General features: G+C 72.6%; 23 protein-coding genes and 1 CRISPR repeat array. Of the genes, 18 read left to right on the plus strand and 5 right to left on the minus strand.

All coding sequences use genetic code 11. The annotated features are described in order from the left end of the window. The first annotated feature begins 161 nt into the window (after positions 1-161). A CRISPR array of direct repeats spans positions 162-712; the repeat unit is 36 nt; unit sequence GTTCTCCTCGCCCTCCGGGGCGAGCTCCATTGCGGC. A gap of 425 nt (positions 713-1,137) precedes the next feature. Further along, positions 1,138-1,377, plus strand: a complete 240-nt coding sequence (locus WD794_02115) for a hypothetical protein (protein MEX2289106.1) — start codon at positions 1,138-1,140, stop codon at positions 1,375-1,377. 274 nt (positions 1,378-1,651) lie between these two features. Here the strand turns inward: WD794_02115 and WD794_02120 are convergent, their stop codons facing one another. Further along, the gene (locus WD794_02120) at positions 1,652-1,858 is read right to left on the minus strand and encodes an RNA-binding S4 domain-containing protein (GenBank protein ID MEX2289107.1); all 207 of its coding nucleotides are present in this window, start codon (positions 1,856-1,858) and stop codon (positions 1,652-1,654) included. 159 nt (positions 1,859-2,017) lie between these two features. On the opposite strand from WD794_02120, the gene thiC reads away from it, so the two are divergent. Next, positions 2,018-3,802, plus strand: a complete 1,785-nt coding sequence (thiC, locus tag WD794_02125; GenBank protein MEX2289108.1) for a phosphomethylpyrimidine synthase ThiC — start codon at positions 2,018-2,020, stop codon at positions 3,800-3,802. Positions 3,803-3,938: 136 nt separating this feature from the next. Further along, complete coding sequence (locus WD794_02130; protein MEX2289109.1) at positions 3,939-4,691, plus strand: ATP-binding protein; 753 nt, start codon at positions 3,939-3,941, stop codon at positions 4,689-4,691. Between the two features lie 37 nt (positions 4,692-4,728). Here the strand turns inward: WD794_02130 and WD794_02135 are convergent, their stop codons facing one another. Beyond that, positions 4,729-5,811 carry a hypothetical protein gene (locus WD794_02135; GenBank protein ID MEX2289110.1) on the minus strand — a complete coding sequence of 361 codons (1,083 nt, stop codon included), beginning with the start codon at positions 5,809-5,811 and terminating at the stop codon, positions 4,729-4,731. 174 nt (positions 5,812-5,985) lie between these two features. Here WD794_02135 and npdG point away from each other — a divergent pair, with 174 nt between their 5' ends. Genes npdG through WD794_02150 form a run of 3 tightly spaced genes read left to right on the plus strand, consistent with a single transcriptional unit; the run spans position 5,986 to position 7,856 of the window. After that, on the plus strand, positions 5,986-6,654 hold the full coding sequence (gene npdG, locus WD794_02140; protein MEX2289111.1) for an NADPH-dependent F420 reductase: 669 nt from the start codon (positions 5,986-5,988) through the stop codon (positions 6,652-6,654). Then, complete coding sequence (locus WD794_02145) at positions 6,632-7,390, plus strand: helical backbone metal receptor (GenBank protein ID MEX2289112.1); 759 nt, start codon at positions 6,632-6,634, stop codon at positions 7,388-7,390. The genes npdG and WD794_02145 overlap by 23 nt, the downstream gene beginning before the upstream one ends. Next, complete coding sequence (locus WD794_02150) at positions 7,323-7,856, plus strand: GrpB family protein (protein MEX2289113.1); 534 nt, start codon at positions 7,323-7,325, stop codon at positions 7,854-7,856. Before WD794_02145 ends, WD794_02150 begins: the two co-directional genes overlap by 68 nt. 591 nt (positions 7,857-8,447) lie before the next feature. Here WD794_02150 and panB read toward each other — a convergent pair. Continuing rightward, positions 8,448-9,278 (minus strand): 3-methyl-2-oxobutanoate hydroxymethyltransferase, encoded by an 831-nt coding sequence (panB, locus tag WD794_02155; GenBank protein MEX2289114.1) that lies wholly within the window; start codon positions 9,276-9,278, stop codon positions 8,448-8,450. A 194-nt stretch (positions 9,279-9,472) separates the two neighbouring features. Between panB and WD794_02160 the strand changes: the two genes are divergently transcribed. The 3 genes from WD794_02160 to WD794_02170 are packed head-to-tail and all read left to right on the plus strand — an operon-like array spanning position 9,473 to position 13,274. Then, positions 9,473-11,032: a DHA2 family efflux MFS transporter permease subunit gene (locus WD794_02160; GenBank protein ID MEX2289115.1), complete on the plus strand. Its 1,560-nt coding sequence runs from the start codon at positions 9,473-9,475 to the stop codon at positions 11,030-11,032. Then, positions 11,029-11,661 carry a TetR/AcrR family transcriptional regulator gene (locus tag WD794_02165; protein MEX2289116.1) on the plus strand — a complete coding sequence of 211 codons (633 nt, stop codon included), beginning with the start codon at positions 11,029-11,031 and terminating at the stop codon, positions 11,659-11,661. The genes WD794_02160 and WD794_02165 overlap by 4 nt, the downstream gene beginning before the upstream one ends. Continuing rightward, positions 11,658-13,274: an MDR family MFS transporter gene (locus WD794_02170; protein ID MEX2289117.1), complete on the plus strand. Its 1,617-nt coding sequence runs from the start codon at positions 11,658-11,660 to the stop codon at positions 13,272-13,274. Before WD794_02165 ends, WD794_02170 begins: the two co-directional genes overlap by 4 nt. A 15-nt stretch (positions 13,275-13,289) precedes the next feature. On the opposite strand, the gene WD794_02175 is transcribed toward WD794_02170, so the two are convergent. Continuing rightward, positions 13,290-15,095 (minus strand): NAD+ synthase, encoded by a 1,806-nt coding sequence (locus tag WD794_02175; GenBank protein ID MEX2289118.1) that lies wholly within the window; start codon positions 15,093-15,095, stop codon positions 13,290-13,292. Between the two features lie 35 nt (positions 15,096-15,130). After that, positions 15,131-15,997, minus strand: coding sequence for an aldo/keto reductase (locus WD794_02180; protein ID MEX2289119.1), 867 nt, complete (start codon positions 15,995-15,997; stop codon positions 15,131-15,133). Between the two features lie 131 nt (positions 15,998-16,128). Between WD794_02180 and WD794_02185 the strand changes: the two genes are divergently transcribed. The 9 genes from WD794_02185 to WD794_02225 all read left to right on the plus strand — a co-directional run bounded on the left by WD794_02185 (position 16,129) and on the right by WD794_02225 (position 25,554). Beyond that, positions 16,129-16,293 carry a hypothetical protein gene (locus WD794_02185; protein MEX2289120.1) on the plus strand — a complete coding sequence of 55 codons (165 nt, stop codon included), beginning with the start codon at positions 16,129-16,131 and terminating at the stop codon, positions 16,291-16,293. A 59-nt stretch (positions 16,294-16,352) separates the two neighbouring features. Beyond that, entirely contained in the window at positions 16,353-17,696 is a 1,344-nt protein-coding gene (glnA, locus tag WD794_02190; protein MEX2289121.1) for a type I glutamate--ammonia ligase, read from the plus strand. Next, a complete protein-coding gene (locus WD794_02195) occupies positions 17,693-18,442 on the plus strand; it encodes a type 1 glutamine amidotransferase (GenBank protein ID MEX2289122.1) in 750 nt (249 codons plus the stop codon). Before glnA ends, WD794_02195 begins: the two co-directional genes overlap by 4 nt. Positions 18,443-18,479: 37 nt before the next feature. Beyond that, positions 18,480-21,506, plus strand: coding sequence for a bifunctional [glutamine synthetase] adenylyltransferase/[glutamine synthetase]-adenylyl-L-tyrosine phosphorylase (locus tag WD794_02200; GenBank protein MEX2289123.1), 3,027 nt, complete (start codon positions 18,480-18,482; stop codon positions 21,504-21,506). Beyond that, a complete protein-coding gene (locus WD794_02205) occupies positions 21,503-22,618 on the plus strand; it encodes an alpha/beta fold hydrolase (protein MEX2289124.1) in 1,116 nt (371 codons plus the stop codon). The genes WD794_02200 and WD794_02205 overlap by 4 nt, the downstream gene beginning before the upstream one ends. A gap of 442 nt (positions 22,619-23,060) precedes the next feature. Further along, positions 23,061-23,402 carry a metalloregulator ArsR/SmtB family transcription factor gene (locus WD794_02210; protein MEX2289125.1) on the plus strand — a complete coding sequence of 114 codons (342 nt, stop codon included), beginning with the start codon at positions 23,061-23,063 and terminating at the stop codon, positions 23,400-23,402. After that, a complete protein-coding gene (locus WD794_02215) occupies positions 23,399-24,094 on the plus strand; it encodes a cation transporter (protein ID MEX2289126.1) in 696 nt (231 codons plus the stop codon). The genes WD794_02210 and WD794_02215 overlap by 4 nt, the downstream gene beginning before the upstream one ends. 75 nt (positions 24,095-24,169) lie before the next feature. After that, entirely contained in the window at positions 24,170-25,270 is a 1,101-nt protein-coding gene (locus WD794_02220) for an exo-alpha-sialidase (protein ID MEX2289127.1), read from the plus strand. Beyond that, complete coding sequence (locus tag WD794_02225) at positions 25,267-25,554, plus strand: MoaD/ThiS family protein (protein ID MEX2289128.1); 288 nt, start codon at positions 25,267-25,269, stop codon at positions 25,552-25,554. Before WD794_02220 ends, WD794_02225 begins: the two co-directional genes overlap by 4 nt. The last annotated feature ends 37 nt before the right edge of the window (positions 25,555-25,591 follow it).

The following is a 25,591-nucleotide window of genomic DNA, read 5'->3' on the forward strand; positions in this document are numbered from 1 at the left end:
CTGAGGTTGATCCTCGCTCACGCTCGAGCCCTCGCGCGCAGGTCAGAGCCCTTTTTCGGGTGTAACTTGTCAACTCCATTAGGGGCCAGAAGACCAGTTTCGATCGAGCGCTCGCAGAAGCTCGCAAAGTTGCTGTTCAGAGGCCGTAGAATCGGCGAGCGGTTCTCCTCGCCCTCCGGGGCGAGCTCCATTGCGGCGCGAAGCACGCCGTCGGCACGAAGCGGCTGGTGACCCGTTCTCCTCGCCCTCCGGGGCGAGCTCCATTGCGGCACGTCCTGGAAGTCGGCATCGCCGACCATGATCCGCACGTTCTCCTCGCCCTCCGGGGCGAGCTCCATTGCGGCGACGCCTCGGCCGAGGAGTATGTCGCCGCTGCATGGTTCTCCTCGCCCTCCGGGGCGAGCTCCATTGCGGCCCTGTCCCTGCCGCGCTGCACGGCGAGCAACTCACCACGTTCTCCTCGCCCTCCGGGGCGAGCTCCATTGCGGCGACAACGACCGCGGCATGCGCGGCCCGAGCTTCCGCAGGTTCTCCTCGCCCTCCGGGGCGAGTTCCATTGCGGCCCGTACAGGGTGGCGCGGCCCTCGGCGACGACCGGCTTGTTCTCCTCGCCCTCCGGGGCGAGCTCCATTGCGGCAGGTGGCGAGCAGCAGCACCAGTCCGGCGAGCAGGACGGGTTCTCCTCGCCCTCCGGGGCGAGCTCCATGGCGGCATGGTCCGCGAGTCGTCCCTGCCGTCCGTAAGAGTTCGCGCAGATAGGCGCTAAAGGATCATGTCTTTTCGATCTTGGTCAGGGCGAGGGCTTCGAGCTCTGCGACGAGTTGCTTGAGCCGGCGGGCGTTGTCCAGCAGTGGGCGTAACGGGTCCGGGTCAGGTAGGGGCCATGTAGCTGAGGCGGGTCGGCGTGGCAGCGGCAGCCGGTGTTGCCGCAGCGGGTTCGTCGTGAGGCCAGGCTGCCCGGTAGCGGCAGTCCGAGTTCGACGATCTCGGCCGCGATCTTGCTGCGCCGTCGTTCCAGGACCGCGGCGGATCTGACACCGCCACCGTCGGCACCCGACATCCCACACCTCCAAGCTTGAAGTAGCTGTTCTTGGAAGTAGTGGTACCTCAGGTTCCGACTACTTCTTGCAGGAGGACGTGTTCGCTGTCGATCCCCGCGTCGTGGAGGCCGTCTGGTCCAGCGTCCAAGCTCATCTACCGCGGCTGGCTGCATGGGTGGTGCTCGTGCTTGGAGCGCTTGTTCTGCTCGCGGCGGTCGTCAGCGTCGCGTTGGACGAGTGGGAGACGTCGTGGGGCAAGGTGTTGATCCTGTTCCTGGTCGCGGTCGGTATGTGGCGCGCCATTGGTCATCTGCGGCGTGCGTCGTCCGCGCGCTAGAGCGCTCCTGGTACTCATCGAGTGGCGCAACCGGCTGTTCATCTTCCGGCTGCTGTTCTTCCGGTTGCTGGCTCGGCAGCGCACGCGCCGGGGTGTCGGATGCGGGTCCGGCGGGCGGTAGATCGGACTGCCCGAGGGGCATCTGCCCAGTGGTTAGTTAGTCGTTCAGGTTCTCCTCGCCCTCCGGGGCGAGCTCCATTGCGGCCTCAACAACCCGACCCCTCGTCGCGCGGCGCATGCAGAGTTCTCCTCGGCGCCGCTTGGAACCGATCATCTAGACCAGCCGGACCTTCTCCTCGCGCACCGCGACGACGTCGCCCTTCCTGAGCTGCCGCCCGCGGCGCTGTTCGAGCCGCCCGCCGACGGTGACGACGCCCTGCTCCAGCAACGGCCGCACGTCCGAGCCCTGGTCGACCAGCCCGGCCAGCTTGAGCAGCTGCCCCAGCCGGATGCCGTCGTCGCGGACCGCCACCTCTCGCACCCCCTCATGGTGCCCCAGATCCGGCGCGGTCCCGTAGTGTCGGGGGCGACCCGCGGGAGCCTCGCGCCGAGGCTGAGAGGGCGGCAGGACCGGCCGTCGACCGTTCGCACCTGATCCGGCCCACCCGAGGTGGAGCACCGGCGTAGGGAGGAACCCCTCATGACCGTTGTCGACAGCCCCGCATCGACCACCACAGCCACCTCCACCGACGGACCGGGCACGCCCTTCCCCGGCTCGCGCAAGACCTACCTGCAGGGCAGCCGGCCGGACCTGCGCATCCCGATGCGCGAAGTGGTGCTCACCACCGGCGACTCGGTCGTCCTCTACGACACCTCCGGCCCGTACACCGACCCCGGGCTGCGTACCGACGTGCGGCTCGGTCTGCCGGCGCTGCGCAGGGACTGGATCACCGAGCGGGGCGATACCGAGGCCTACACCGGTCGCCCGGTGCAGCCGGTCGACAACGGGCTGAAGAGTCACGACCACCGCAACCTGGACAGCGTCTTCGAGCAGGCCGGCCGCACGCCGCGCCGCGCGGTCCAGGGCAGGACCGTGACACAGATGGCGTACGCCCGGCGCGGACAGGTCACGCCCGAGATGGAGTTCGTCGCGCTGCGCGAGGGGCTCGCGCCGGAGTTCGTGCGGGACGAGGTCGCCCGCGGTCGCGCCGTCGTACCGGTCAACGTGAACCACACCGAGGTGGAGCCGATGGCGATCGGCCGCGGCTTCCTCGTCAAGATCAACGCCAACATCGGCAACAGCGCCGTCGCGTCCTCCATCGAGGAGGAGGTCGACAAGATGACGTGGGCGACCCGGTGGGGTGCCGACACCGTCATGGACCTGTCGACCGGCCGCAACATCCACACCACCCGCGAGTGGATCCTGCGCAACAGCGCCGTCCCGATCGGGACGGTGCCGATCTACCAGGCACTGGAGAAGGTCAACGGCAAGTCCGAGGACCTCACCTGGGAGATCTACCGGGACACCCTGATCGAGCAGTTCGAGCAGGGCGTGGACTACATCACCGTGCACGCAGGCGTGCTGCTGCGCTACGTGCCGATGGCCGCCGGGCGCAAGACCGGCATCGTCAGCCGCGGCGGCTCGATCATGGCCGCGTGGTGCCTGGCCCACCACGAGGAGAACTTCCTCTACACGCACTTCCGCGAGATGTGCGAGCTGATGGCGCAGTACGACGTGACGTTCTCGCTCGGCGACGGCCTGCGGCCGGGCTGCATCGCCGACGCCAACGACGAGGCGCAGTTCAGCGAGCTGCGCACCCTCGGCGAGCTGACCAAGATCGCCTGGGAGTACGACGTCCAGGTCATGGTCGAGGGCCCTGGCCACGTCCCCATGAACAAGATCAAGGAGAACATGGACCTCCAGCTGGAGGTCTGCTCCGAGGCGCCGTTCTACACGCTCGGCCCGCTCACGACCGACATCGCGCCGGGCTACGACCACATCACCAGCGCGATCGGCGCGGCGATGATCGGCTGGTACGGCACCGCGATGCTCTGCTACGTCACTCCCAAGGAGCACCTGGGCCTGCCGAACCGCGACGACGTCAAGGACGGCGTGATCACGTACAAGATCGCGGCGCACGCAGCCGATCTCGCGAAGGGCCACCCGGGGGCGCAGGCGTGGGACGACGCGCTGTCCGACGCGCGCTTCGAGTTCCGGTGGGAGGACCAGTTCAACCTCTCCCTGGACCCGACGACCGCCCGTGACTTCCACGACGAGACGCTGCCGGCGGGCGCCGCCAAGACCGCGCACTTCTGCTCGATGTGCGGGCCGCACTTCTGCTCCATGCGGATCAGCCAGGACGTCCGGAAGTACGCGGCTGAGCACGGGGTGGACGAGAAGGCCGCACTGGAGCTCGGGATGAAGGAGAAATCAGCCGAGTTCGCCGAGCAGGGTGCACGCGTGTACCTCCCTGTCGTCGAGTAGTCACGGATCTGGGCTTGCGGGCAGGACAGACCTGCGATACGTCCGTTTTGTCCGCCGCTGTCCGCGGGCAAGGTTGCAGCACCTGCGTCTGCAGGCCCTGACTCCCTGACAGCGACTGCGGCGAGGTGCTGACCACGTGCTCCTGCGACAGGAGGTGACCGATGGCGTCGAGGTGCTCTGTGCCCTCGGTCCGGTGAGCGATCGTGAGGCCGCCCGCCTGCTCAGCGCCGTCGACGCTGCCCTGTCCCTCCACCCGCGCGCGGTCGTCGTCGACCTGGTGCAGGTCGAGCCGCTGACCGACGGGGCCCGCTGGTTGCTGTCCGCGTTGCCACGGCTGCCTGCCGGCTGGCCGTTGCCGTCACTGGTCGTCTGCCCCCCCGCGGAGGCGCCCGACCTGCCGGGCCTGGTGCTCGCCGCCGACCGGGAGGAGGCGCTGGCGCACGTGGACGACCGCCCGCCCCGCGCCCGCGAGCGGATCCCGCTCGAGCCCGGCGGCACGGCGCCGGCGCAGGCGAGGGCGGCTGTGTCACGGTGCCGCGAGCGGCTCGGGCTGGACGAGGTGCATGACGACGTCCTGCTGATCGTCAGCGAGCTGGTCACCAACGCGGTCCGGCACGCGATGCCCCCGGTCTGCCTCGAGATCGAGTCCGGCCCCCGGGACATCATCGTCTCGGTCCGCGACGGCAGCCCGCGCCGGCCGTCGCCACGCACCGCGCAGGACGACGACGAGGGCGGCCGCGGCATGCTGCTGGTCGACCTGGTCGCCGCCGACCACGGCGTACGGGCCCAGCCGCCGGGCAAGGCGGTCTGGGCGCGACTGCGCCGGCGGGAGCCGGGCGCCGAGGCTGCCGGCCGGCCCGTACGCGGCGTCGTCGGCCAGACGCCCTGACTGCCCGGCCCGGCGGCCAGACGCCCCGAACTGCCCGCTAGACGCCCGGAACGCCTTCGGTCAGCGGCTCCTGCGGACTGCTGCTCGGCTGCGGCGACGCCTCGTCGGCCGGTTCCGGTGCGGACGCCGGGGTCGCGGGCGGCGTCGACCTGAACGTCGGGCTGGGCGTGGCACCGGGCTCGGCGCTGCTCCTCGGTCCGGCTGACCTGGAGGGGCGTTCCTTCTCGGGTTGCTCCTGTGCCCGCGGCAGCGCAGGCGTGAAGGGGTGGATGCCTTCGCCCCCGGGACGCTGGTCGGCGGGCAGGGTCCCGCGCAGCCGCTCACGTAGCGCACCGACTTCGGCCCGCACACCGCGTAGCAGGCCGCTGCGGCCTTGTCGGGACAGGACGTCGGAGCTCTGCTGGAGCAGCATCAGCGCCTGCCTGGCGGCAGCCGGGTCGTGGGCGGCTCGAGCGATCAGCGCGGCCAGCTCGTCGTTCAGCTCCTCGGCGGCCTCCCGCAGCTCTTCGTCGGTCGCTCCCAGCTGAGCCAGCCGGTTCAGCTCGTAACCGGCCGTGGCGGCGTTCGTGATGGCTGTGCCGGGTGCGGTCGCACTGCGCGCCGGAGCCACGACGACGAAGCCCACCACCGCCGCGGCGGCAGCCAGGAGCGGCCCGGCAGAGAGCAGCCGGCGGCGCCTGCGCAGCGGAACCGTCGCCGGACACTCCGCCACGTCGGCCTCGGGCGGGGTCGCGGCGTCACCGGCGTCGAGCGCGGTTGCGGCCGCACCGGTCTCGGGCCGGGTCGCGGCCTCACCGGCCTCGAGCCGGGCAAGGTGGCCGGCGGCCCGGGCGGCAAAGCTCCACAGCTCGTTCAGGTCGGCGTCGACGAGCTCGCCGGCCAGCTCGTCGGCCCCGGCCTCGAGTGCGGCCGCAGCGAGGGTGAGGTCGGTCTGCAGCGACAGGCGCAGACTGCCGATCTCGCCGAGCAGTGCGCTCAACTCGCGGATCCGGGGGGAGCCGGCGGCGGCCGGTACCGGGGCGGCGGCGTCCTGGACCGTGGCCGCGGCGGCGGCCGGGCAGCCGAACAGCGGCAGGCCCGTACGTCCAGCTGCTGGCACCTGCCCGCCTGTGCTGTCCACGTCGTCCTCCTGCTGTGCCCCTGGCTGTGTCGGGCCAGTCTTTCGCCACCCCGGGGCCGACTCCTGCTCTATGACGGTGACCGATTCGTGACCTTGGCCGGAGTCTGTCCCGAACCGGCTGGTTCATGTCGCCTCGGCGGCACCTGGTTGTCGGTCGGCTGACATGCTCGCGGGATGACTGCAGCCGGCGCTTCCGATCCGACCCGCCTCGTCGTTGCCGTCCTCGGCGGCACCGGCGAGCAGGGTCGCGGGCTCGCCCGCCGCCTCGCGCTGGCCGGCTGCCGCGTGGTGCTCGGCTCCCGCGACACGGCCCGGGCGCAGGTCTCGGCGCAGACCCTGCCCGGCGACGTGACCGGCACCGACAACGCGGGCGCGGCCCGGGAGGGCGACGTCGTGATCGTGGCCGTGCCCTGGGTCGGCCACAAGGAGCTGCTGACCTCGCTGGTGGACGAGCTGGCCGGCAAGATCGTGGTGGACTGCGTCAACCCACTCGGCTTCGACCAGTACGGCGCCTACGCGCTGACGGTCGAGGAGGGCAGCGCTGCCCAGCAGGCTGCCGCCGTGCTGCCGCACAGTCGGGTGGTCGCGGCCTTCCACCACGTCAGCGCGGTGTTGCTCCTGGACGAGCAGGTCGACCGGGTGGACACCGACGTGTTGGTGCTCGGCGAGGACCGAACAGCCACCGATCTGGTCCAGGCCCTCGCGGCGCTGGTCCCGGGCATGAAGGGCGTCTATGCGGGGCGGCTGCGCAACGCCCACCAGGTGGAGGCGCTGACGGCCAACCTCATCTCGGTGAACCGCCGGTACAAGGTGCACGCGGGTGTCCGCATCACCGACCTCTGACGACACCGGCGCGACCGTCGCGGTGCCGGCGCGGGTCGCCCGCGTCGTCTCCCTCGTCCCCTCGCTCACCGAGGCCGTCGCCGTCACGGCCCCCGGCCTGCTGGTCGGCGCCACCGACTGGTGCTCGCACCCCCCTGATCTCCGCGTCTCCCGCGTCGGCGGTACGAAGAACCCGCGGCCGGCCGACGTCCTGGACCTGCGGCCGGACCTGGTGCTGGCCAATGCGGAGGAGAACCGTGCGATAGACCTCGACGCCCTGCGCGCGGCCGGTGCCGCGGTATGGGTCACCGCACCCGAGACGCTGCCGGCCGCGCTCGGCTCCCTCGGCCGGATGCTTGCCGCCTGCGGGTTGGACGAGCCGCCGTGGCTGGCCGGGGCGCGTACGGCCTGGCGCGAGCCGTGGACGGGCCGGCGCCGGCGGGCGGTCGTCCCGATCTGGCGACGTCCGTGGATGGCGCTCGGTCGCGACACCTTCGCCGGCGACGTGCTGCACCGGCTGGGCGTGGACAACATCCTGGCCGGTGCGGCGGAGCGCTACCCGAAGGTCGCGCCTGCCGACCTGCCGCCGTACGACCTCGTCGTGCTGCCGGACGAGCCGTACTCCTTCACCGCCGAGGACGGACCGGAGGCGTTCCCGGAGGCGCCCGCCGCACTGGTCAGCGGGCGGCATCTCACGTGGTACGGCCCGTCGCTCACCGAGGCGCGGGCGCTGCTGGAGCAGCAGCTGCAGGTCTGACCCCGCTGCGTCCGAACGGGCGTGGGCTGCCGCCGCGGGTCGGTCGGTCGTAGCAGGGGGTGCCATGCAGGTCGAGCACATCGGGTCCACCTCGGTGCCGGAGCTCGCAGCCAAGCCGGTCATCGACGTGCAGCTCGTCGTCCCGGACGTCGAGCGTGAAGCCGATTGGTTGCCGGCGCTGCAAGCCGCGGGCTACGTGCTGCGCGTCCGTGAGCCGGGGCACCGGATGGTGCAGGCGGCCCCGCCGCTGCCGGCCGCCAATGTGCATCTGCACCTCGACGGCGCCCCGGAGTTGGCCGCCCGATTGCGGCTACGCGACCGGTTGAGGGCCGATCCCGCAGCCCGGCAGCGGTACGAGGACGTCAAGCGGTCGCTGACCGGGCGCGAGTGGCCGGACGTGAATCATTACGCGGAGGCCAAAGGGGACGTCATCCGCGAGCTGCTCGCCGAGCCCGACTGCCGCTGAGACCGGTCAGGCACCCGTACCGGCCCCCGTCCATCCCGCCCCGTCCCGCCCGCCCCGCCCCGTTCACATCGCCTCGCCGGTCACGCCAGTCGGGGTGACGTTCTGCTGGCGACGGGGGCCCCCGGCCCGATCCAGCTCACGTCGCCGAGGTGATCAACGCCATGCTTCGTACGCTTTTCTCCCCGCGAATGAGCGGAAGTCCGGCATTGATCATGGGCAGGTGAGGCACGGCACGACCCGCTGGCGAGGTGCCGCAACGTGGCCAGGTGCCGCAACGTCTGCTCGCCAGAACGTGCGCCTGCTCCGTCGGGTGGCGGTCAGTGCGCAGCGGCTCCGGTGGCGCCGGCCCAGGTGGGCGCCGGCCGTACGTCCGAGCAGCTGGACCCGACGGCGGGAAGACGGTGGCGCAGCCCGCAGGCAACGACGGCGGCGCAGCCGCGCACCCGGCGCCGTGTGCACACATCACCGGCCCGGCCGACCACGCCGGACAGTCACCGCGACGCCGGCCCCCAGTGCACCGGCCCCCAGTGCACCGGCCCCACCGAGATCGGCCGGCGAGGGATGCCTGTGCGAGGACCCGCTGGGCCGAACCTAGTCGAAGCTGTGCTCCCGGCTCGGGAACCGGCCCTCGCGCACGTCGTCGGCGTACGCCCGCGTCGCCTCGCCGAGCACCGCGCGCAGGTCGGCGTACCTCTTGACGAAGGTCAGCGGCTTGCCGGCGGTGAGGCCGGCCATGTCGGTCCACACCAGGACCTGCGCGTCGCAGCCGGCGCCCGCCCCGATGCCGATCGTCGGGATCGTCAGCTCCTTGGTGACCCGCTCAGCGAGGGCAGCGGGAACGGCTTCGAGCACCACGGCGAAGGCCCCGGCCTCCTGCAGAGCCAGCGCATCGGCGACGAGTGCCTCGCCGGTGTCGCCGCGGCCCTGCACCTTCAGTCCGGTCACCAGCTCGGACTGCGGCGTGAGGCCGACGTGGCCCATCACCGGCGCGCCGGCGGAGACGAGCAGCTCGACCTGCGGGACGACCCGCCGGCCGCCCTCGAGCTTCACGGCGTGGGCGCCGCCCTCCTTCAGGAACCGGACGGCGGTGTGCAGCGCCTGCTCCGGCGAGCCCTGGTAGGACCCGAACGGCAGGTCCGCCACGACCAGGGGCCGGGTGGTGGAGCGGACGACGGCGCGCACCATCGGCAGGAGCTCGTCGACCGTGACCGGCACCGTGGTCGGATGTCCGAGCACGTTGTTGCCGGCCGAGTCGCCGACGAGCAGCACGGGAATGCCTGCCTGCTCGAAGATCTCGGCGCTGAGCATGTCGTAGGAGGTGAGCATCGCCCAGCGCTCGTCGCGATCCTTGGCGCGTTGCAGGTCGCTGGGGCGGACGCGGCGGTTGGTGACCCCGCCGTACAGGCTCGCTAGCTCGGACATCTCGGACCTCCAGGGGGAGCGACTCGGGGCCGGCCTCCTCGGGTGGCGGCGCTGGTCCCCGGACCCCTCCAGCATCCCATCCCCTGCCCGGCCCGTCGCTGTGGCACGCCTCACGTCCGGCCGGACCGCGAAAGGGATCCGTCCGTCGTACCGTGGATGACTTGCGATACGGCAGCGTCTAGGAAGGTGGTCCGGTGGAACAGCGCACGGTCCACGACCGCCGGTGGTGGATCCTCGGCACGCTGGTTCTCAGCCTGCTCGTCGTCGTGCTGGACAACACGATCCTCAACGTCGCGCTGAAGACGATCCAGCAGGACCTGGGGGCGAGCCAGAGCGAGCTGGCCTGGTCGGTCAACGCCTACACGCTGGTCTTCGCCGGGCTGCTGTTCACCTACGGCGTGCTCGGTGACCGCTACGGCCGGCGCCGGGCGCTGGTCATCGGTCTGGTCCTGTTCGGCATCGCCTCGGCCCTGTCGGCGTTCTCGTCCACCCCGCAGGAGCTGATCGCGAGCCGGGCGCTGATGGGCGTCGGCGGCGCGGCTGTCCTGCCGTCGACGCTGAGCATCATCAGCAACGTCTTCGACCCGACCGAGCGCGGCAGGGCGATCGGGATCTGGGCCGGCTTCGTCGGCGTGGCGGTGGCCATCGGGCCGATCACCGGTGGGCTGCTGCTCGAGCACTTCTGGTGGGGCTCGGTCTTCCTGGTCAACGTGCCGGTCGTCCTGCTCGCCCTCGCCGCGATCCTGTGGATCGTCCCGGAGTCCAAGGACCCCGATCCCCAGGGGCTTGACCCGGCCGGCGTCGTGCTGTCGATCCTCGGCCTCGTCCTGCTCGTCTACGGGATCATCAAGGGCGGCGAGACGACCGCGTGGGGGAGCGTCGAGGTGCTCGGCCCGCTGCTCGGGGGGCTGGCCGTGCTCGCGCTGTTCCTCTGGCTGCAGCGGCGTTCGGCCGCGCCGATGCTCGACGTCACGCTCTTCCGCAATCCGGCCTTCTCCGCCGCCTGCGGCGCGGTGACGCTGGTGATGTTCGCGCTGTTCGGGGCCGTCTTCTTCCTCAGCTTCTACCTGCAGTACGCGCGGGAGTACACGCCGCTGGAGGCGGGCGTGCGGCTGCTGCCCGTGGCGGCGGCGTTGGCCTTCTTCGCCCCGCGCAGCGCCGGGCTGGTCCGCCGTCTCGGTGCCAAGGCGGTGTGCGCCGGCGGGATGCTGACCATGACGGTCGCGTTCGGCGGCTACCGGCTGATCGACGCGCAGACCGACATCTGGTGGGTCCTGCTGCTGCTCTTCCTGCAGGGCACGGGGATGGCGCACGTCATCGCGCCGGCCACCGAGTCCATCATGTCGACGCTGCCGCGGGAGCGGGCCGGAGCCGGATCGGCCGTGAACACCACACTGCGCCAGGTGGGCGGTGCGTTGGGCGTCGCCGTGCTCGGCTCGATCCTGTCCGCCAGCTACCGCAGCGGCATCACGCCCTCCCTGCAGGCCCTGCCCGCGGACGTGCGGGAGCTGGCCGGCGAGTCGATCGGCAGCACTCAGCTGCTGGCGGCCGCTCTACCGCCGGCCGCTCGCGAGCAGCTCGATGCCAGCGCCGTCGAGGCGTTCGTGGGCGCGATGCATGCCGCCGCCACGGGCTCGGCGCTGGTGGCCCTGCTCGGTGCGGCGGTCGTGCTGCGCTGGCTGCCCGGACGCCCGCCGTCGCCGGCGCCAGGCCAGCCTGCGGAGCTGCGGGAGCCGGCCGTGGTGCAGCCGTGACGGCTCCGGGTCCAGCCGTGACGGCCGGCGGGTGCGACGCGCCGCGGGCCAGCGGCCGGCCGCGCAACCCCAAGCTGGACGAGGCGATCGTCCGGGCGACCCTGCAGCTGCTGGCCGACGGCGGCTACGACTCGCTCACCATCGAGGCCGTCGCCGCGTCCGCGGGGGTGGGCAAGGCCAGCGTCTACCGCCGCTTCGCCGGCAAGGAGCAGCTGGTCATCGAGGCCGTCGCGTCCCTCACCGAGCCGCCCGAACGGGTGGCGGGCGCCGGGGTGCGCGACGAGCTGGTCGGGCTGCTCGAGGCCTTCCGGCGCAGGTCCGACTCCTCGCTGGCCGGGCAGATCTTTCCGCGGCTGATCGGTGCCGGCGTGCAGCACCCGGAGCTGATGCGCCGCTACCGCGAGCAGGTGCTCGACCCCCGTCGCCGCCGCTTCCTCGATGTCCTGCAGCGCGGCGTCGACGAGGGGCTGGTCCGCGCCGACGCCGACCTGCAGTACGCGGCCGACCTCATCGTCGGCCCGATGGTCTACCGCAACCTCATCCGCAACGACCCGCCACCGGGACCGGACCTCGCCGTCCGCATCGTCGACGATGTCCTGCTCGCCCTCGCCCCCCAGGAGCGCACGTGACCACCCCCGCCCCGGTGCAGCTCACGCACCGGCAGATCCTGCTGGTCCTGTCCGGGCTGCTGCTCGGCATGTTCCTCGCCGCACTGGACCAGACGATCGTGTCCACCGCGATGCGCACCATCGCCGACCAGCTCGAGGGGCAGACGGCGCAGGCCTGGGTGATCACCGCGTACCTGATCGCGTCGACGATCACGACGCCGCTGTACGGGAAGCTGTCGGACCAGTACGGCCGTAAGCCGTTCTACCTGTTCGCCATCGCCGCCTTCGTGCTCGGCTCGATCCTCTGCGGGACGGCCCAGAGCATCTACGAGCTCGCGGCCTACCGCGCCGTCCAGGGCGTCGGTGCCGGTGGCCTCATGTCGCTGGCCTTCGCGATCGTCGGCGACCTCGTGCCGCCCCGGGAGCGCGGGCGCTACCAGGGCTGGTTCATGGCCGTCTTCGGTGTCTCCAGCGTGCTCGGGCCGGTCGTCGGCGGGGCGTTCGCCGGGCAGGCCACGCTGCTCGGGATCGACGGCTGGCGCTGGATCTTCTACCTCAACGTGCCCATCGGGCTGCTCGCCATGACCGTCGTGCTCAGGACGCTGCACCTGCCCCGGCGTACCAGCGAGCACCGCATCGACTATCTCGGCGCCGCGCTGCTGACCTCCGCTGTCGTCCCGCTGCTGCTGGTCGCCGAGAAGGGCCGCGACTGGGGCTGGAGCTCCGCGCTGAGCGTCGGCCTGCTGGCGCTGTCGATCGGATCGATCGGCTCCTTCGTCGGCTGGGAGCGGCGGATGGGGGACGAGGCGATCCTGCCGCCGCGGGTCTTCTCCAGCAGCGTCTTCAGCCTCACCAGCGTGACGTCGCTGCTCGTGGGCGCAGGCATGTTCGGCGGGCTGGTGGTGCTGCCGCTCTACCTGCAGATCGTGCGCGGCGCGTCGCCGACCGCCGCCGGTCTGCAGCTCATCCCGCTGATGGTCGGCATCATCATCACCTCCGGCATCGCGGGGAGGGTGATGAGCCGCACCGGCCGCTACAAGCTGTTGCCGGTGGTGGGCATCGGGCTGATGTTTCTCGCGCTGATGTCCATGTCGACGCTCGCAGTGGACACCCCGCTGTGGAAGGCGATGGCCTACATGACCCTCATGGGCATGGGTCTGGGGCTGTCGATGCAGACGCTGGTCATCAGCGTTCAGAACGCCCTGCCCCCGAGCGACATGGGTGTGGCGACCAGTTCGGTCACCTTCTTCCGCTCGATGGGCGGGACGTTCGGCGCCGCCGTGTCGCTGGCCGTGCTGTTCGGTTCGCTGGTCGGCAACATCCAGGACCGGGCGCGCCAGGCCGGCCTCCCGCCGGAGGTCGTCGCCCGCTTCGACTCGGCCTCGTCGTTCGACGACACCTCTGTCATCGCGACGCTGCCCGAGGCCGTGCGCCGGGCGGTCCTCGAGGGCTTCGCCGACTCGATGTCGACGGTGTTCGTCGTGATCGCCCTGCTGTTGCTGCCCGCCTTCGTCCTCACCCTGCTGGTCAAGGAGATCCCGCTGCGGGCGCAGGGCGGCCTGGCCGCGGCGCACGCCGACGCCGACGAGGCCGCGCGCGCGGAGGCAGCCAAGAGCGAGACGGCGGTCCTCTAGTCCGGCGTCGGCGGCTCAGCCTGGTTCCGGCCGGACCTGCTCCGGTTCGGCCGACGTGGGTGCGGCGACCTCGCGCCATCGCGACGTGATCGGCAGCCTGCGGTCCCGCCCGAACGCCCGGCCGGTGATCTTCGGTCCGGGTGGCGACTGCCGCCGCTTGTACTCCGCCGCGTCCACCAGCTGAACGACCCGGTCGACGGTGGCCTCCTCGAAGCCCGCCGCGAGCAGCTCGGCCCGCCCCTGGTCCCGCTCCACGTACGCGTCCAGCAGCGGGTCGAGCACGTCGTACGCCGGCAGCCGGTCGCTGTCGAGCTGGCCCGGTGCGAGCTCGGCGCTCGGCGGCTTGCTGATCGTGTTCTCCGGGATCGGCGGCACCTCTCCGCGCTCGGCCGCGACCCGGTTGCGCCAGCGGGCCAGCTCGAAGACCAGCAGCTTCGGCACGTCCTTGATGGGCGCGAAACCGCCGGCGCTGTCGCCGTAGAGCGTGGAGAAGCCGGTCGCGGCCTCGCTCTTGTTGCCGGTCGTCAGCACCAGGTGGCCGTGCTCGTTCGACAGCGCCATCAGCGTCGTGCCGCGCACCCGCGCCTGCAGGTTCTCCACCGACAGCCCGGTCAGCGGTACGGCCGCCAGCCACGCGTCGACCATCGGCGCGATCGCGACGACCGACCAGTGCAGACCCTGCCGGCGGGCCAGCTCCTCAGCGTCGCCGACCGAGTGGTCCGACGACCACTGGCTCGGCATCCCGACCACGTGCACCCGGTCCGGGCCGAGGGCGTCGCGCGCGATCGTCGCCACCAGCGCCGAGTCGATGCCGCCGGACAGGCCGAGGACCACCGAGCGGAAGCGGTTCTTCCCGACGTAGTCCCGGGTGGCGGTGACCAGCGCCTCCCAGACCTCCGCGCAGTCGTCCAGCGGGTCCGCGACCTGCGGCACCCCTGGCTCGTACGCGGGGAGCGGCTCCTCCGACAGGGTCACCCGCTCGATGGCCATCGTGGTGCCGTCGCCCGCGTCGACCGGTCCGGTGCCGTCGGAGGAGGCGGCCCTCACCTCCAGGTCCACGACCATCAGGCCCTCCTCCCAGAGCGGCGCGCGGGCGACGACGCGGCCGGCGGCGTCCACGACGAAGGAGTCGCCGTCGAAGACCAGCTCGTCCTGACCACCGACGCAGTTGACGTAGACGACGGGCGCCCCGGCCTCGGCGGCGCGCCGCGCGGCGAGCGGCGCCCGCAGGTCGTCCTTGCCCCGCTCGTAGGGAGATCCGTTGATGCACACGACGAGACCGGCCTGCGCCGAGCAGGCGACCTTCAGCGGGCCGCCCTCCTGCCACAGGTCCTCGCAGACCACGGTCGCGACGTCCACGCCGTGCAGCCGCACGACGGGCAGCCGGTCCCCGCGCACGAAGTAGCGGAACTCGTCGAAGACGCCGTAGTTCGGCAGGTGGTGCTTGGCGTAGCGGGACACCACCCGGCCGCCGTACAGCACCGCCGCGCTGTTCTGCGGCTCGCCCGCGGGGCGGCCGAGAGCGGGGGAGGGCGTCTCGCTGCGACCGCAGTAGCCGACGACGACCGCCACGTCGCCGGCGCCGTCCTCGGCCAGTCCCGCCGCGAGCGCCTCCAGCGCGTCCAGGCTGGCCTGCACGAAGGAGTGCCGCAGCACGAGGTCCTCGGCCGGATAGCCGGTCAGCACCATCTCGGGGAACGCGACCAGGTGACAGCCCTGCTCGACCGCGTGCCGGGTCCAGCGGCGGACCAGCGCCGCATTGCCGGGCAGGTCGCCCACCGTCGGGTCCACCTGGGCCAGTCCGATCCTCAGCTGCGCCATGCCGGCGAGGCTACGGATGCCGGCGGCCGCCGCTGCTACTGCCCGGCCCTGGTGAGCGCGGCGTACTCCTCGTCGGTGAGCCGGACGCCCGCGGCGGCGCAGTTCTCCTCGAGGTGGACCACCGAGCTGGTGCCCGGGATCGGCAGCATCACCGGCGAGCGGCGCAGCAGCCAGGCGAGCGCGAGCTGCGCATGCGTCGCGTCGTGCGCGGCGGCGAGCTCGTCGAGCAGGCCCCCAGGCCTGGCCAGGTCACCGGCGGCCACCGGGTACCACGGGATGAAGGCGATGCCCTCCCGCTCGCAGTACTCCAGGACCTCCTCCGACTGGCGGTTGCCGAGGTTGTAGAGGTTCTGCACCGACACCACCTCGACGACCTTGCGGGCCTGCTCGATCTCGGCGACCGTCACCTCCGACAGGCCCAGGTGCCGGATCTTGCCGGCCTGCTGCAGCTCCTTGACCGCACCGAGCGAGTCCTCCAGCGCGACCAGCTTGTCGATCCGGTGCAGCTGCCACAGGTCGATCCGCTCGACGCCGAGGCGGCGCAGGCTCATCTCGACGCACTGCCGCAGGTACTCCGGCCGGGCCACCTGCTCCCAGACCCCGGGGCCGCTGCGCGTCAGACCGCCCTTGGTGGCGACGACCACGCCGTCGTAGGGGTGCAGCGCCTCACGGATGAGGTCCTCCGAAACGTACGGGCCGTAGCTGTCGGCGGTGTCGAGGAAGTCGACGCCGAGCTCGACCGCGCGGCGCAGCACGCGCAGCGCCTCCCCCGGGTCCTTCGGCGGGCCCCAGATGCCGTCGCCGGTGATGCGCATCGCGCCGTAGCCGAGCCGGTGGACGGGCAGGTCCCCGCCGAGCGCGAAGGTGCCGCTGGCGGTGACGGGCTGGTCGAACGTGGTCATGGGTCTCCTCGACGTGCGGGATCAGGGCTGGTGTGCGGTGCAACCGGAGCGGCACCGACGTGTTCCCGGAGCACTACCCACTCCGGCGCACCGGTCTTCCGGGGGACCGCCGGGACTGGTAGCAAAGGTGGATGGACATCCGCTTCGAGGACACCCCGGCCGGCTCGCAGATCGCCATCGCGCTGACCGCGGAGGAGCTCGACGCGCTGCGCAAGGGGACGATCACCGTCTCGCTGCCGGCGGGCACGGAGGGCACGTCCGGCGTGGCGCAGCTGGTGCTGTCCGGCCCCGCGTAACACCTCCGAAACAGCCTCCCGCCACACTGCAGGACCGGCCCCAGCAGAGAGCGAGCGTCGTGGACAAGCAGCAGGAGTTCGTGCTCCGCACCCTCGAGGAGCGGGACATCCGCTTCGTGCGCCTGTGGTTCACCGACGTGCTGGGCACCCTGAAGTCGGTGGCCATCGCGCCGGCCGAGCTCGAGGGCGCGTTCGCCGAGGGCATCGGCTTCGACGGCTCGGCGATCGAGGGCTTCACCCGGGTGCAAGAGAGCGACATGCTCGCCAAGCCCGACCCGGCCACCTTCCAGGTGCTGCCGTGGCGCGAGGACGGCGACGGCCCGGGGACCGCCCGGATGTTCTGCGACATCACGGCGCCTGACGGCAGCCCGTCCTGGGCCGACCCGCGGCACGTGCTGCGCCGCGCTCTCGGCAAGGCCGCCGACGCCGGCTTCACCTTCTACACCCACCCCGAGATCGAGTTCTTCCTGCTCAGGAACCAGCCGCTGCCGGGGGAGCAGCCCGTGCCGGTGGACCGGGCCGGCTACTTCGACCTGACCCCGCACGGCGTGAGTCAGGACTTCCGCCGGGAGGCGATCACCATGCTCGAGCGGATGGGCATCTCGGTGGAGTTCAGCCACCACGAGGTGGCGCCCGGGCAGCAGGAGATCGACCTGCGCTACGCCGATGCGCTCTCGACCGCCGACAACATCCTCACGACACGGCACGTCATCAAGGAGGTGGCGCTCTCCCAGGGCGTCTACGCAACCTTCATGCCCAAGCCGTTCAGCGAGCAGCCGGGCAGCGGCATGCACACCCACCTGTCCCTTTTCGAGGGCGACCAGAACGCCTTCTACGACGGCTCGGACCCGCTGCACCTGTCCAGGGTCGCCAAGCACTTCATCGCCGGGCTGCTCAGGCATGCCGCCGAGATCACGGCGGTGACCAACCAGTGGGTCAACTCCTACAAGCGGCTGGTCTTCGGCGGCGAGGCGCCCCCGTACATCTGCTGGGGGTCCAACAACCGCAGCGCCATGGTGCGGGTGCCGATGTACAAGCCGAAGAAGAGCGGTTCGACCCGCATCGAGGTGCGCAGCCCGGACAGCGCGACCAACCCCTACCTCTGCTTCGCCGTCCTGCTCGCCGCCGGGCTCAAGGGCGTGGAGGAGGGGTACGAGCTGCCGCCCGGCGCTGAGGACGACGTCTGGGCGCTCAGCGACGGGGAGCTCCGCGCACTCGGGATCGCCCCGCTGCCGGGCAGTCTCGCAGAAGCCATCTCGGTGATGGAGAGCAGCGAGCTGGTCGCCCAGACGCTCGGGGAGCACGTCTTCGACTTCTTCCTGCGCAACAAGCGGGCCGAGTGGGACGCCTACCGCGCGGAGGTCACGCCGTTCGAGCTCGGTCGCTACCTGCCGGTCCTGTGACGGTGCGCGCGCTGGTCGTCACCCACTCCCCGACGGAGGGGGTCGGCAACGTCGGCAGGTGGCTCGAGGACAGCGGTGTGCAGCTCGACGTGGCCGAGCCCTGGCAGGGCGACACGCTGCCCGAGGACCCGACGCGGTACGCCGCCCTCGTCGTCATGGGCGGGCCGCAGCAGGCCTACGACGACGGCTCCGCGCCATGGCTGCGGGCGACCAAGGACCTGCTCCGCGCGGCCGTACGGGAGGGTGTGCCCACCCTCGGGATCTGCCTCGGCGGCCAGTTACTGGCCGAGGCCACCGGCGGACGGGTCGCGAAGGGCGCCGAAGGGGTCGAGGCGGGCGCCCGGCTGGTCGCCAAGCGCGACGCCGCCTGGGACGACGAGTTGTTCGCCGACGTGCCGTTCACCCCGACCGTCGTGCAGTGGCACGAGGACGCGATCGTGGACCTGCCGCCGGGAGCGGTCCACCTGGCCAGCAGCCCGCGCTACGCGCACCAGGCCTTCCGGATCGGCGCGCGCGCCTGGGGCCTGCAGTTCCACATCGAGACCCCGCCCGAGATGATCCGGCACTGGGCTGTGGAGTACGACCGCGGCGTGCGGGAGCTCGGGCTCGACCCGGTCGCGCTGGCCGAGCGCGTCGTCGAGGAGCTGCCCGAGGTCGAGGCGTGCTGGCGACCGGTGGTCGAGCGCTTCGCCGCGCTCGCCGCGGGACGGGGCCGGGTGACGCTGCCGCTCGTCGACGCCGAGTGAGCGCCGGGGGCGTCAGAAGCTGCCGGGGTGCGCCGCCGTGAGCGTCCTGGAGGAGCGCGGGAGCGGGGCCGGCCTGCTCGTCCGGCTCGGCTTCTCCGACATCGCCGCGACCGGTCAGGCGCTGGTCGAGCTCGGCCTGTGGCGCGACGAGCGGCCGGTCGACGACTCCGCCGCGGAGCTGGTCACCGCCGCCGCCGAGGCCGCAGACCCCGACCTGGCGGTGGCCGCGCTGGCCCGGCTGCTGACCACGGTGGACGACGCGGACGAGCTGCGCAGCGCCGTCTGCGGGCGGCCGGGACTGCGCAGCCGGCTGCTCGGGGTGCTCGGCACCAGCGTCGCCCTCGGCGAGCATCTTCTCGCGTATCCGCGCGACTGGCACGCGCTCGCCGACGACGATCTGGTGCAACTGCGGCCCAGCCGGCTCGGTCTGCAGTCCGCACTGCTGGCGGCGGTGGGCGTGCCGGACGGCGAGGAGCTGCCGTGGGAAACCGCAGGCGCCCGCGCCACCGTCACCGGCAGCGACGCCGTCGAGCGGCTGCGGGCGGCCTACCGCCGCTGTCTGCTGAGCCTCGCGGCCCGCGACGTCGTGGGCGCGGTGAGCGTCGACGACGTGGGCGGTGAGCTCGCGGACCTGGCGGCGGCGACGTTGTCGGCCGGGCTCGCCGTCGCGCTGACGACGCTGCCGGCGGACGCGGCGCCGTGCCGGCTCGCCGTCGTCGGCCTCGGGAAGGCCGGCGGGCGGGAGCTCAACTACGTCAGCGACGTGGACGTGGTGTTCGTGGCCGAGCCGGTCGAGGACGGCGGCGACGACGAGCCGGCCCTGCGTACGGCCACCCGGCTCGCGGCCGAGATGATGCGCGTCTGCGGCCTGGTCGCCTGGCCGGTCGACGCGGGGCTGCGGCCGGAGGGCGGCGCGGGCCCGTTGGTCCGCACGCTGGCCAGCCACACCGCCTACTACCGCCGGTGGGCGCAGACGTGGGAGTTCCAGGCGCTGCTGAAGGCCCGCCCGATGGCAGGGGACCTCGCGCTCGGCGAGTCCTACACCGCGGGAACGGCTCCGATGGTGTGGAGCGTCGGCGAGCGGCCGGGCTTCGTCGAGGACGTGCAGGCGATGCGACGCAGGGTCGAGTCGTCGGTGAAGGCCGACCGCGCCGAGCGGGAGGTCAAGCTCGGCCGCGGTGGGCTGCGCGACGTGGAGTTCGCCGTGCAGCTGCTGCAGCTGGTGCACGGGCGCACCGACGAGAGCGTGCGCAGCGGGACGACGCTCAGGGCACTGGAGCAGTTGGCCGCCGGTGGGTACGTCGGCCGCGAGGACGCCCGGCACCTGGCCGAGGCCTACCGCTGGCTGCGTACGGTCGAGCACCGGCTGCAGCTGCACCGGCTGCGCCGTACCCACCTGCTCCCGGCGGCGGACGACGAGGTGGGGCTGCGCCGGGTGGCCCGTGCCGCCGGCTATCGCAAGGACGCGGTCGCCACCTTCGTCCGCGAGCGCGCCGGCTACGCCCGCGAGGTGCGGCGGCTGCACGAGAAGCTCTTCTACCGGCCGCTGCTGTCGGCCGTCGCACGGCTGCCGGCGGACCAGGCCGCGCTGACGCCGGCGGCGGCCAAGATCCGGCTCGAGGCGCTGGGTTTCGCCCAGCCCGCGATCGCGCTGAACCACCTGTCCGCCCTGACAGAGGGTGTCTCGCGCCGTGCGGCAATCCAGCAGACGCTGCTGCCGGCCATGCTCGGCTGGTTCGCCGACGCGGCCGATCCGGACGCCGGGTTGCTGGCCTTCCGGAAGGTGTCCGATGCGCTCGGCTCGACGCCCTGGTACCTGCGGCTGCTGCGCGACGAGGGCAGCGCCGCCGAGCGGCTGGCGCACCTGCTGGCGTCCTCACGGCTGGTCGCCGACCTGCTCGCCCGGGCCCCGGAGGCGGTCCGGCTGCTCGCCGACGACGCGGAGCTGCAGCCGCGACCACGGGCCACGCTGGAGAGCGCCTTCGTGGCTGCCGTGCGCCGGCGGGACGACTGGGAGGGCGCGGTGGCCGCGGCCCGTGGCCTGCGCCGTGAGGAGCTGCTCCGCGTCGCCTGCGCCGACCTGCTCGGCCTGGTCGACCAGGAGCAGGTCGGGCGGGCGCTGTCCGACGTGGCCGCCGCGGTGCTCGCCGCGGCCCTCACCGGTGCCGTCCGCAAGGCCGAGTCCGAGCGCGGCGGGCCGCTGCCGCTGCGTTTCGCGGTGCTGGCCATGGGTCGCCTCGGCGGGGGTGAGCAGGGCTACGGTAGCGACGCGGACGTGCTGTTCGTGCACGACCCGCACCCCGGTACGCCGGACGGGGAGGCGGCGGCGCTGGCACACGACCTCGCGCACGAGATGCGCCGACTGCTCGCGCTACCCGCTCCGGACCCGCCGCTGACGATCGACGCGGACCTGCGGCCGGAGGGCCGGCAGGGGCCGCTCAGCCGCAGCCTGGCGTCGTACGCCGCCTATTACGCGCGCTGGGCGGATGTCTGGGAGAGCCAGGCGCTGCTCCGGGCGGCTCCCGTCGCCGGCGACGCGGACCTGGCCGGGCAGTTCCTCGCGTCGGTCGCTCCGCTGCGCTGGCCGCAGGGCGGCCTCAGTCCCGAGCAGGTGCGCGAGATCCGGCGCCTCAAGGCGCGGATGGAGTCCGAGCGGCTGCCCCGTGGCGTCGACCCCAAGCTGGCGCTGAAGATGGGGCCCGGCGGGCTGGCCGATGTCGAGTGGGTGGTGCAGCTGCTGCAGCTGCAGCACGCCTTCGAGGTCCCGGAGCTGCGCACCGGCTCCACCCTGCCGGCGCTGCGGGCGGCCGTGGCCGCGGGCCTGCTGGACGACGCCGACGGTGCGGTCCTGGAGGCCTCCTGGTCGCTGGTCAGCCACGTCCGCAACGCCCTCGTGCTGGTCCGCGGCCGCGGGGCCGAGGGTCTGCCCTCCAGCGGCCGGGACCTGGCGGGCGTCGCCCGGGTGCTCGGTTATCCTGCGGGCACGCAGGGGGACTTCCTGGACGACTACCGGCGAGCCACCCGCCGTGCCAGAGCCGTCGTCGAGAGGGTGTTCTACGCGTGAAGCCGCAGGTCCGCACCGTTTCGGCCGGCAGGACGAGCTTCCTGCTGCGTGAGCAGGTCTCCGACGGGGCCGGCACGCCCGTGCTGCTGCTGCACGGCGTGCCCGAGACTGCCAGCTGCTGGGGGGACCTCGCGCCACGGCTGGCCACCGGCCGCCGCGTCCTGGCCCCTGATCTGCCCGGCCTCGGCGGGTCCACCTATTCCGGGCCGTACGACGTCGCGTCGCTGGTGGCCCAGCTCGCCGGGCTGATCGAGACCGAGGTGCCGGGCGGGCGGGTGGACGTCGTCGGCCACGACTGGGGGGGCGTGCTGGCCCTCGGCCTGGTGGGAGCACGGCCCGACCTGGTGCGCCGCCTGGTGGTCGCGAACGCGCCGTACCGCGAGCTGCCGCTCCGGGCGCTGCACATCCCGTTCCTCGCGCTGCCCGTCGTGCCCGAGCTGCTGTTCCGCTTCGGGGGCCGACAGGTCGTCGACGCCGTGTTCTCGCTCGCCTGGCGCGCCGCGACGCCGCCCGACCCGGACCGCCTCGCGGAGTACCGCGCCGCGTACACCAGGCCGTCGGTGGTCGAGGCGATGCTCGGCTACTACCGCGCCGTGGCGCGGCCGCGGCTTGCCGCGCTGGTGCGGCCCGGCGCAGCGCCGGTGCCGGTCCCGCGGGTCCGGGTCGAGAAGGCGCTGGTCCTGTGGGGCGCGCTCGATCCCGTCATGCCGGTCTCGAGCGGTGAGTCCGTCGTCCGCGACCTCGGTGCCGACTGCGTGATGGTGACCGTGCCCGGCGCCGGCCACTTCGTCGTCGAGGAGGCGCCCGACGTCGTCGCCCAGGTGCTGCTGGACTTCCTGGCCGACGAGCAGACGCCGCCGCCGCCGGTTCCCGCTGCGCCGCCGGAGAAGGAGCACGGACCGGTCGAGCCACCACCGGGTGTGCTGACCGACCCCGCCCCGGACGTGCCGGTCAAGAAGGCACCGGCCAAGAAGACGCCGGCCAAGAAGACGCCGGCCAAGAAGACGCCGGCCAAGCCGGCGCCGGCCAAGAAGACGCCGGCCAAGCCGGTGCCGGCCGACGTCGTCCCGGCTCCGGACGACGAGCGCCCGCCGCCTACTGGAGCGGGCTGACTGCGGGCTGCAGGTGCTCGTGCGGCTGCTTGACGATCCCGCCGGCGTGCAGTCGTGCGTGCCGCGCGTGCGCGCTGTCGCCGACGGTGCCGAAGGCCGGAACCCCGTGCAAGCGGCGCAGGTGGGCGCGGTACGCCGCGTCGGAACAGTCGCGCAGATCGGGTTGGACGGGCACACGTGCGGGGACAGCAGCACGGCTTTCATCCGGGCGACGCTGCGGCGGGATGGTCACAGGTACTCCAGGTCAGGGTGTCCCGCTGCGGCGACGCGAGGCATGAGCAGAGCTGGGGCCGCGATGATCGTCAGCACCCTCTCATGATCTTCAGGAGGGTCGTCGAGCGGCCGGCCGAACAGGTGCAGGCATGTCGCGGCGGGGCAGACCTGCGGCGTGTTCGACGACGACCGCTTGCTGCCGGAGCCGCCCGGTGGTTAGCATCGTCCTATGACGATGACAGCGGCGAAGGCAGATCTTGATGTGGCAGCCTGCCTGTTCCGCGGCCTGGCCGACCCGGCCCGGCTGTCGATCGTGCGCCATCTGGCTCTGGGCGAGCACCGCGTGGTCGACCTGACCGCCCACCTGGGCCTGGCCCAGTCGACCGTGTCGGGGCACCTGTCCTGCCTGCGGGACTGCGGTCTGGTGACCGCTCGCGCCGAGGGCCGGGCGTCCCTCTACAGCTTGGCGCATCCCGAGCTGCTGGATCTGCTGGCGGCCGCGGAGCGGCTGCTCGACCGCACCGGCGAGGGAGTCGCGCTGTGCCCGACGTACGGCCAGGCGGCGTCATGACCACCGTGCACGGTCACGCGGCCGCAGGCGCGGCGCTCAGTGCCGCCGAGCGGGACCGGCTCGGGCGTCGGGCGCGGCTGCTGGCCCGCCTGAGCGTCGCCTACAACAGCGTGGAGGCCGGCGTCGCCCTCACCGCCGGCACGATCGCCGGCTCCGCGGCCCTCGTCGGGTTCGGGCTCGACTCGATCATCGAGGTGTCCTCCGGGCTGGTCATCCTGTGGCAGTTCCGGCACCGGCTGCCGCAGAGCCGCGAACAGCAGGCGCTGCGGCTGATCGCGCTGTCCTTCCTGGCCCTCGCCGCGTACGTCGCGCAGGACTCCGTGCGCGCCCTGCTGTCCGGCGCGGACCCCGACCCGTCGCCGGTGGGCATCGCGCTCGCCTGCGTGAGCCTGGTGCTGATGCCGTTCCTGTCGTGGGCGCAGCGGCGTACCGGTCGGGCCCTGCACTCCAGCGCCGTCGTCGCCGACGGCACCCAGACGCTGCTGTGCACCTACCTGTCCGCGGTCCTGCTCGGCGGGCTCGTCCTCAACGCCACGCTCGGCTGGGGCTGGGCGGATCCGGTGGCCGGGCTCGTCATCGCTGCCATCGCCTTCAAGGAAGGGCGGGACGCCTGGCGGGGTAAGGGTTGCTGCGGCCCGGCCGTGGCGATCGCCGGGGCGGACGACTGCGGTGACGCGGACGGCTGCTGCTGAGCGCCGACAGCTCGCGCGCGCGAGGGCCGACCGTCGTACGGTGCAGTCCGGGGGTGCCGCATGGCGGGTGTACGCGTGCTGGTCGGAACGCGCAAGGGGGCCTTCGTGCTCATGAGCGACGAGGGCAGACGCGACTGGACGGTGGAGGGGCCGCACTTCGGCGGCTGGGAGGTCTACCACCTGAAGGGGTCGCCGCTGGATCCCGACCGCCTCTGGGCAGCGCCCTCCGGGGGCTGGTTCGGGCAGCTGATCCAGCGCTCGCAGGACGGTGGCCGCACCTGGGACACCGTCGGGAACGAGTTCGCCTACGACGGCGTGCCGGGGACACACCAGTGGTACGACGGGACGCCCCACCCGTGGGAGTTCGCGCGGGTCTGGCACCTCGAGCCATCGCTGTTCGACGGTGACACCGTCTACGCGGGAGTCGAGGACGCGGCACTGTTCAGGACCACCGACGGCGGCGCGACCTGGTCCGAGCTGAGCGGGCTCCGCGGGCACGGCACCGGGTCGTCCTGGCAGCCGGGCGCAGGCGGGCTCTGCCTGCACACGATCCTGCAGCACCCCACCGATCCGCGACGACTGTTCACGGCCATCAGCGCGGCCGGAGCCTTCCGCACCGACGACGGCGGCGTGTCCTGGCTGCCGATCAACAAGGGGCTGCGCTCCGGGGAGATCGCGGAGCAGGACGCCGAGGTCGGGCACTGCGTGCACCGGATGGCCATGCACCCGTCGCGGCCGGACACGCTGTTCATGCAGAAGCACTGGGACGTGCTGCGCAGCGACGACGCCGGGGACTCCTGGCACGAGGTGAGCGGCGACCTGCCCAGCGACTTCGGCTTCCCGATCGAGGTGCACGCGCACGAGCCGGAGACCGTCTATGTCGTGCCGATCCTGAGCGACAGCGAGCACTATCCGCCCGACGGCCGGCTACGGGTCTACCGCAGTCGTACCGGCGGCGGCGAGTGGGAGCCGCTGACGACGGGGCTGCCGCAGGAGAACTGCTACGTCAACGTGCTGCGTGACGCGATGGCGGTCGACCGGCTCGACCTGTGCGGCGTGTACGTCGGGACCACCGGCGGTCAGGTCTACTGCTCGCCCGACAGCGGCGACACCTGGACGGCGATCGTCCACGACCTGCCTGCCGTGCTCTCCGTCGAGGTCCAGACGCTGCCGTGACACGCGTCGTGCTGCCCTACCACCTGCGCAACCTGGCAAAGGTCGAGGGCGAGCTGACGGTCGAGGCGTCGACCACGCGTGAGCTGCTCGATGCGCTGGAGGCCGCGCACCCAGCGCTGCGCGGCACCCTGCGCGACGCCACCTCGGGGCGGCGCCGGCCGTTCGTGCGCTTCTTCGCCTGCCAGCAGGACCTGTCCCACCAGCACGAGGACGAGCCGCTGCCGGAGGCGGTCCTGCGGGGCGACGAGCCGTTTCTGGTGGTCGGCGCGATGGCCGGCGGATGAGCCTCCCGGGTGTGCAGACGAGAACTGCAGGTGCCGG

This window comes from Mycobacteriales bacterium, from assembly GCA_040902655.1.
Lineage (GTDB): Bacteria > Actinomycetota > Actinomycetes > Mycobacteriales > SCTD01 > SCTD01.

What these genes read in the sequence shown, in the direction of transcription:
- thiC (MEX2289108.1), top strand. Translation starts at nt 2,018, where the DNA reads ATGACCGTTGTCGACAGCCCCGCATCGACCACCACAGCCACCTCCACC.
- npdG (MEX2289111.1), top strand. Translation starts at nt 5,986, where the DNA reads ATGACTGCAGCCGGCGCTTCCGATCCGACCCGCCTCGTCGTTGCCGTC.
- panB (MEX2289114.1), bottom strand. Translation starts at nt 9,278, where the DNA reads ATGTCCGAGCTAGCGAGCCTGTACGGCGGGGTCACCAACCGCCGCGTC.
- WD794_02175 (MEX2289118.1), bottom strand. Translation starts at nt 15,095, where the DNA reads ATGGCGCAGCTGAGGATCGGACTGGCCCAGGTGGACCCGACGGTGGGC.
- WD794_02180 (MEX2289119.1), bottom strand. Translation starts at nt 15,997, where the DNA reads ATGACCACGTTCGACCAGCCCGTCACCGCCAGCGGCACCTTCGCGCTC.
- WD794_02185 (MEX2289120.1), top strand. Translation starts at nt 16,129, where the DNA reads ATGGACATCCGCTTCGAGGACACCCCGGCCGGCTCGCAGATCGCCATC.
- WD794_02210 (MEX2289125.1), top strand. Translation starts at nt 23,061, where the DNA reads ATGACGATGACAGCGGCGAAGGCAGATCTTGATGTGGCAGCCTGCCTG.
- WD794_02215 (MEX2289126.1), top strand. Translation starts at nt 23,399, where the DNA reads ATGACCACCGTGCACGGTCACGCGGCCGCAGGCGCGGCGCTCAGTGCC.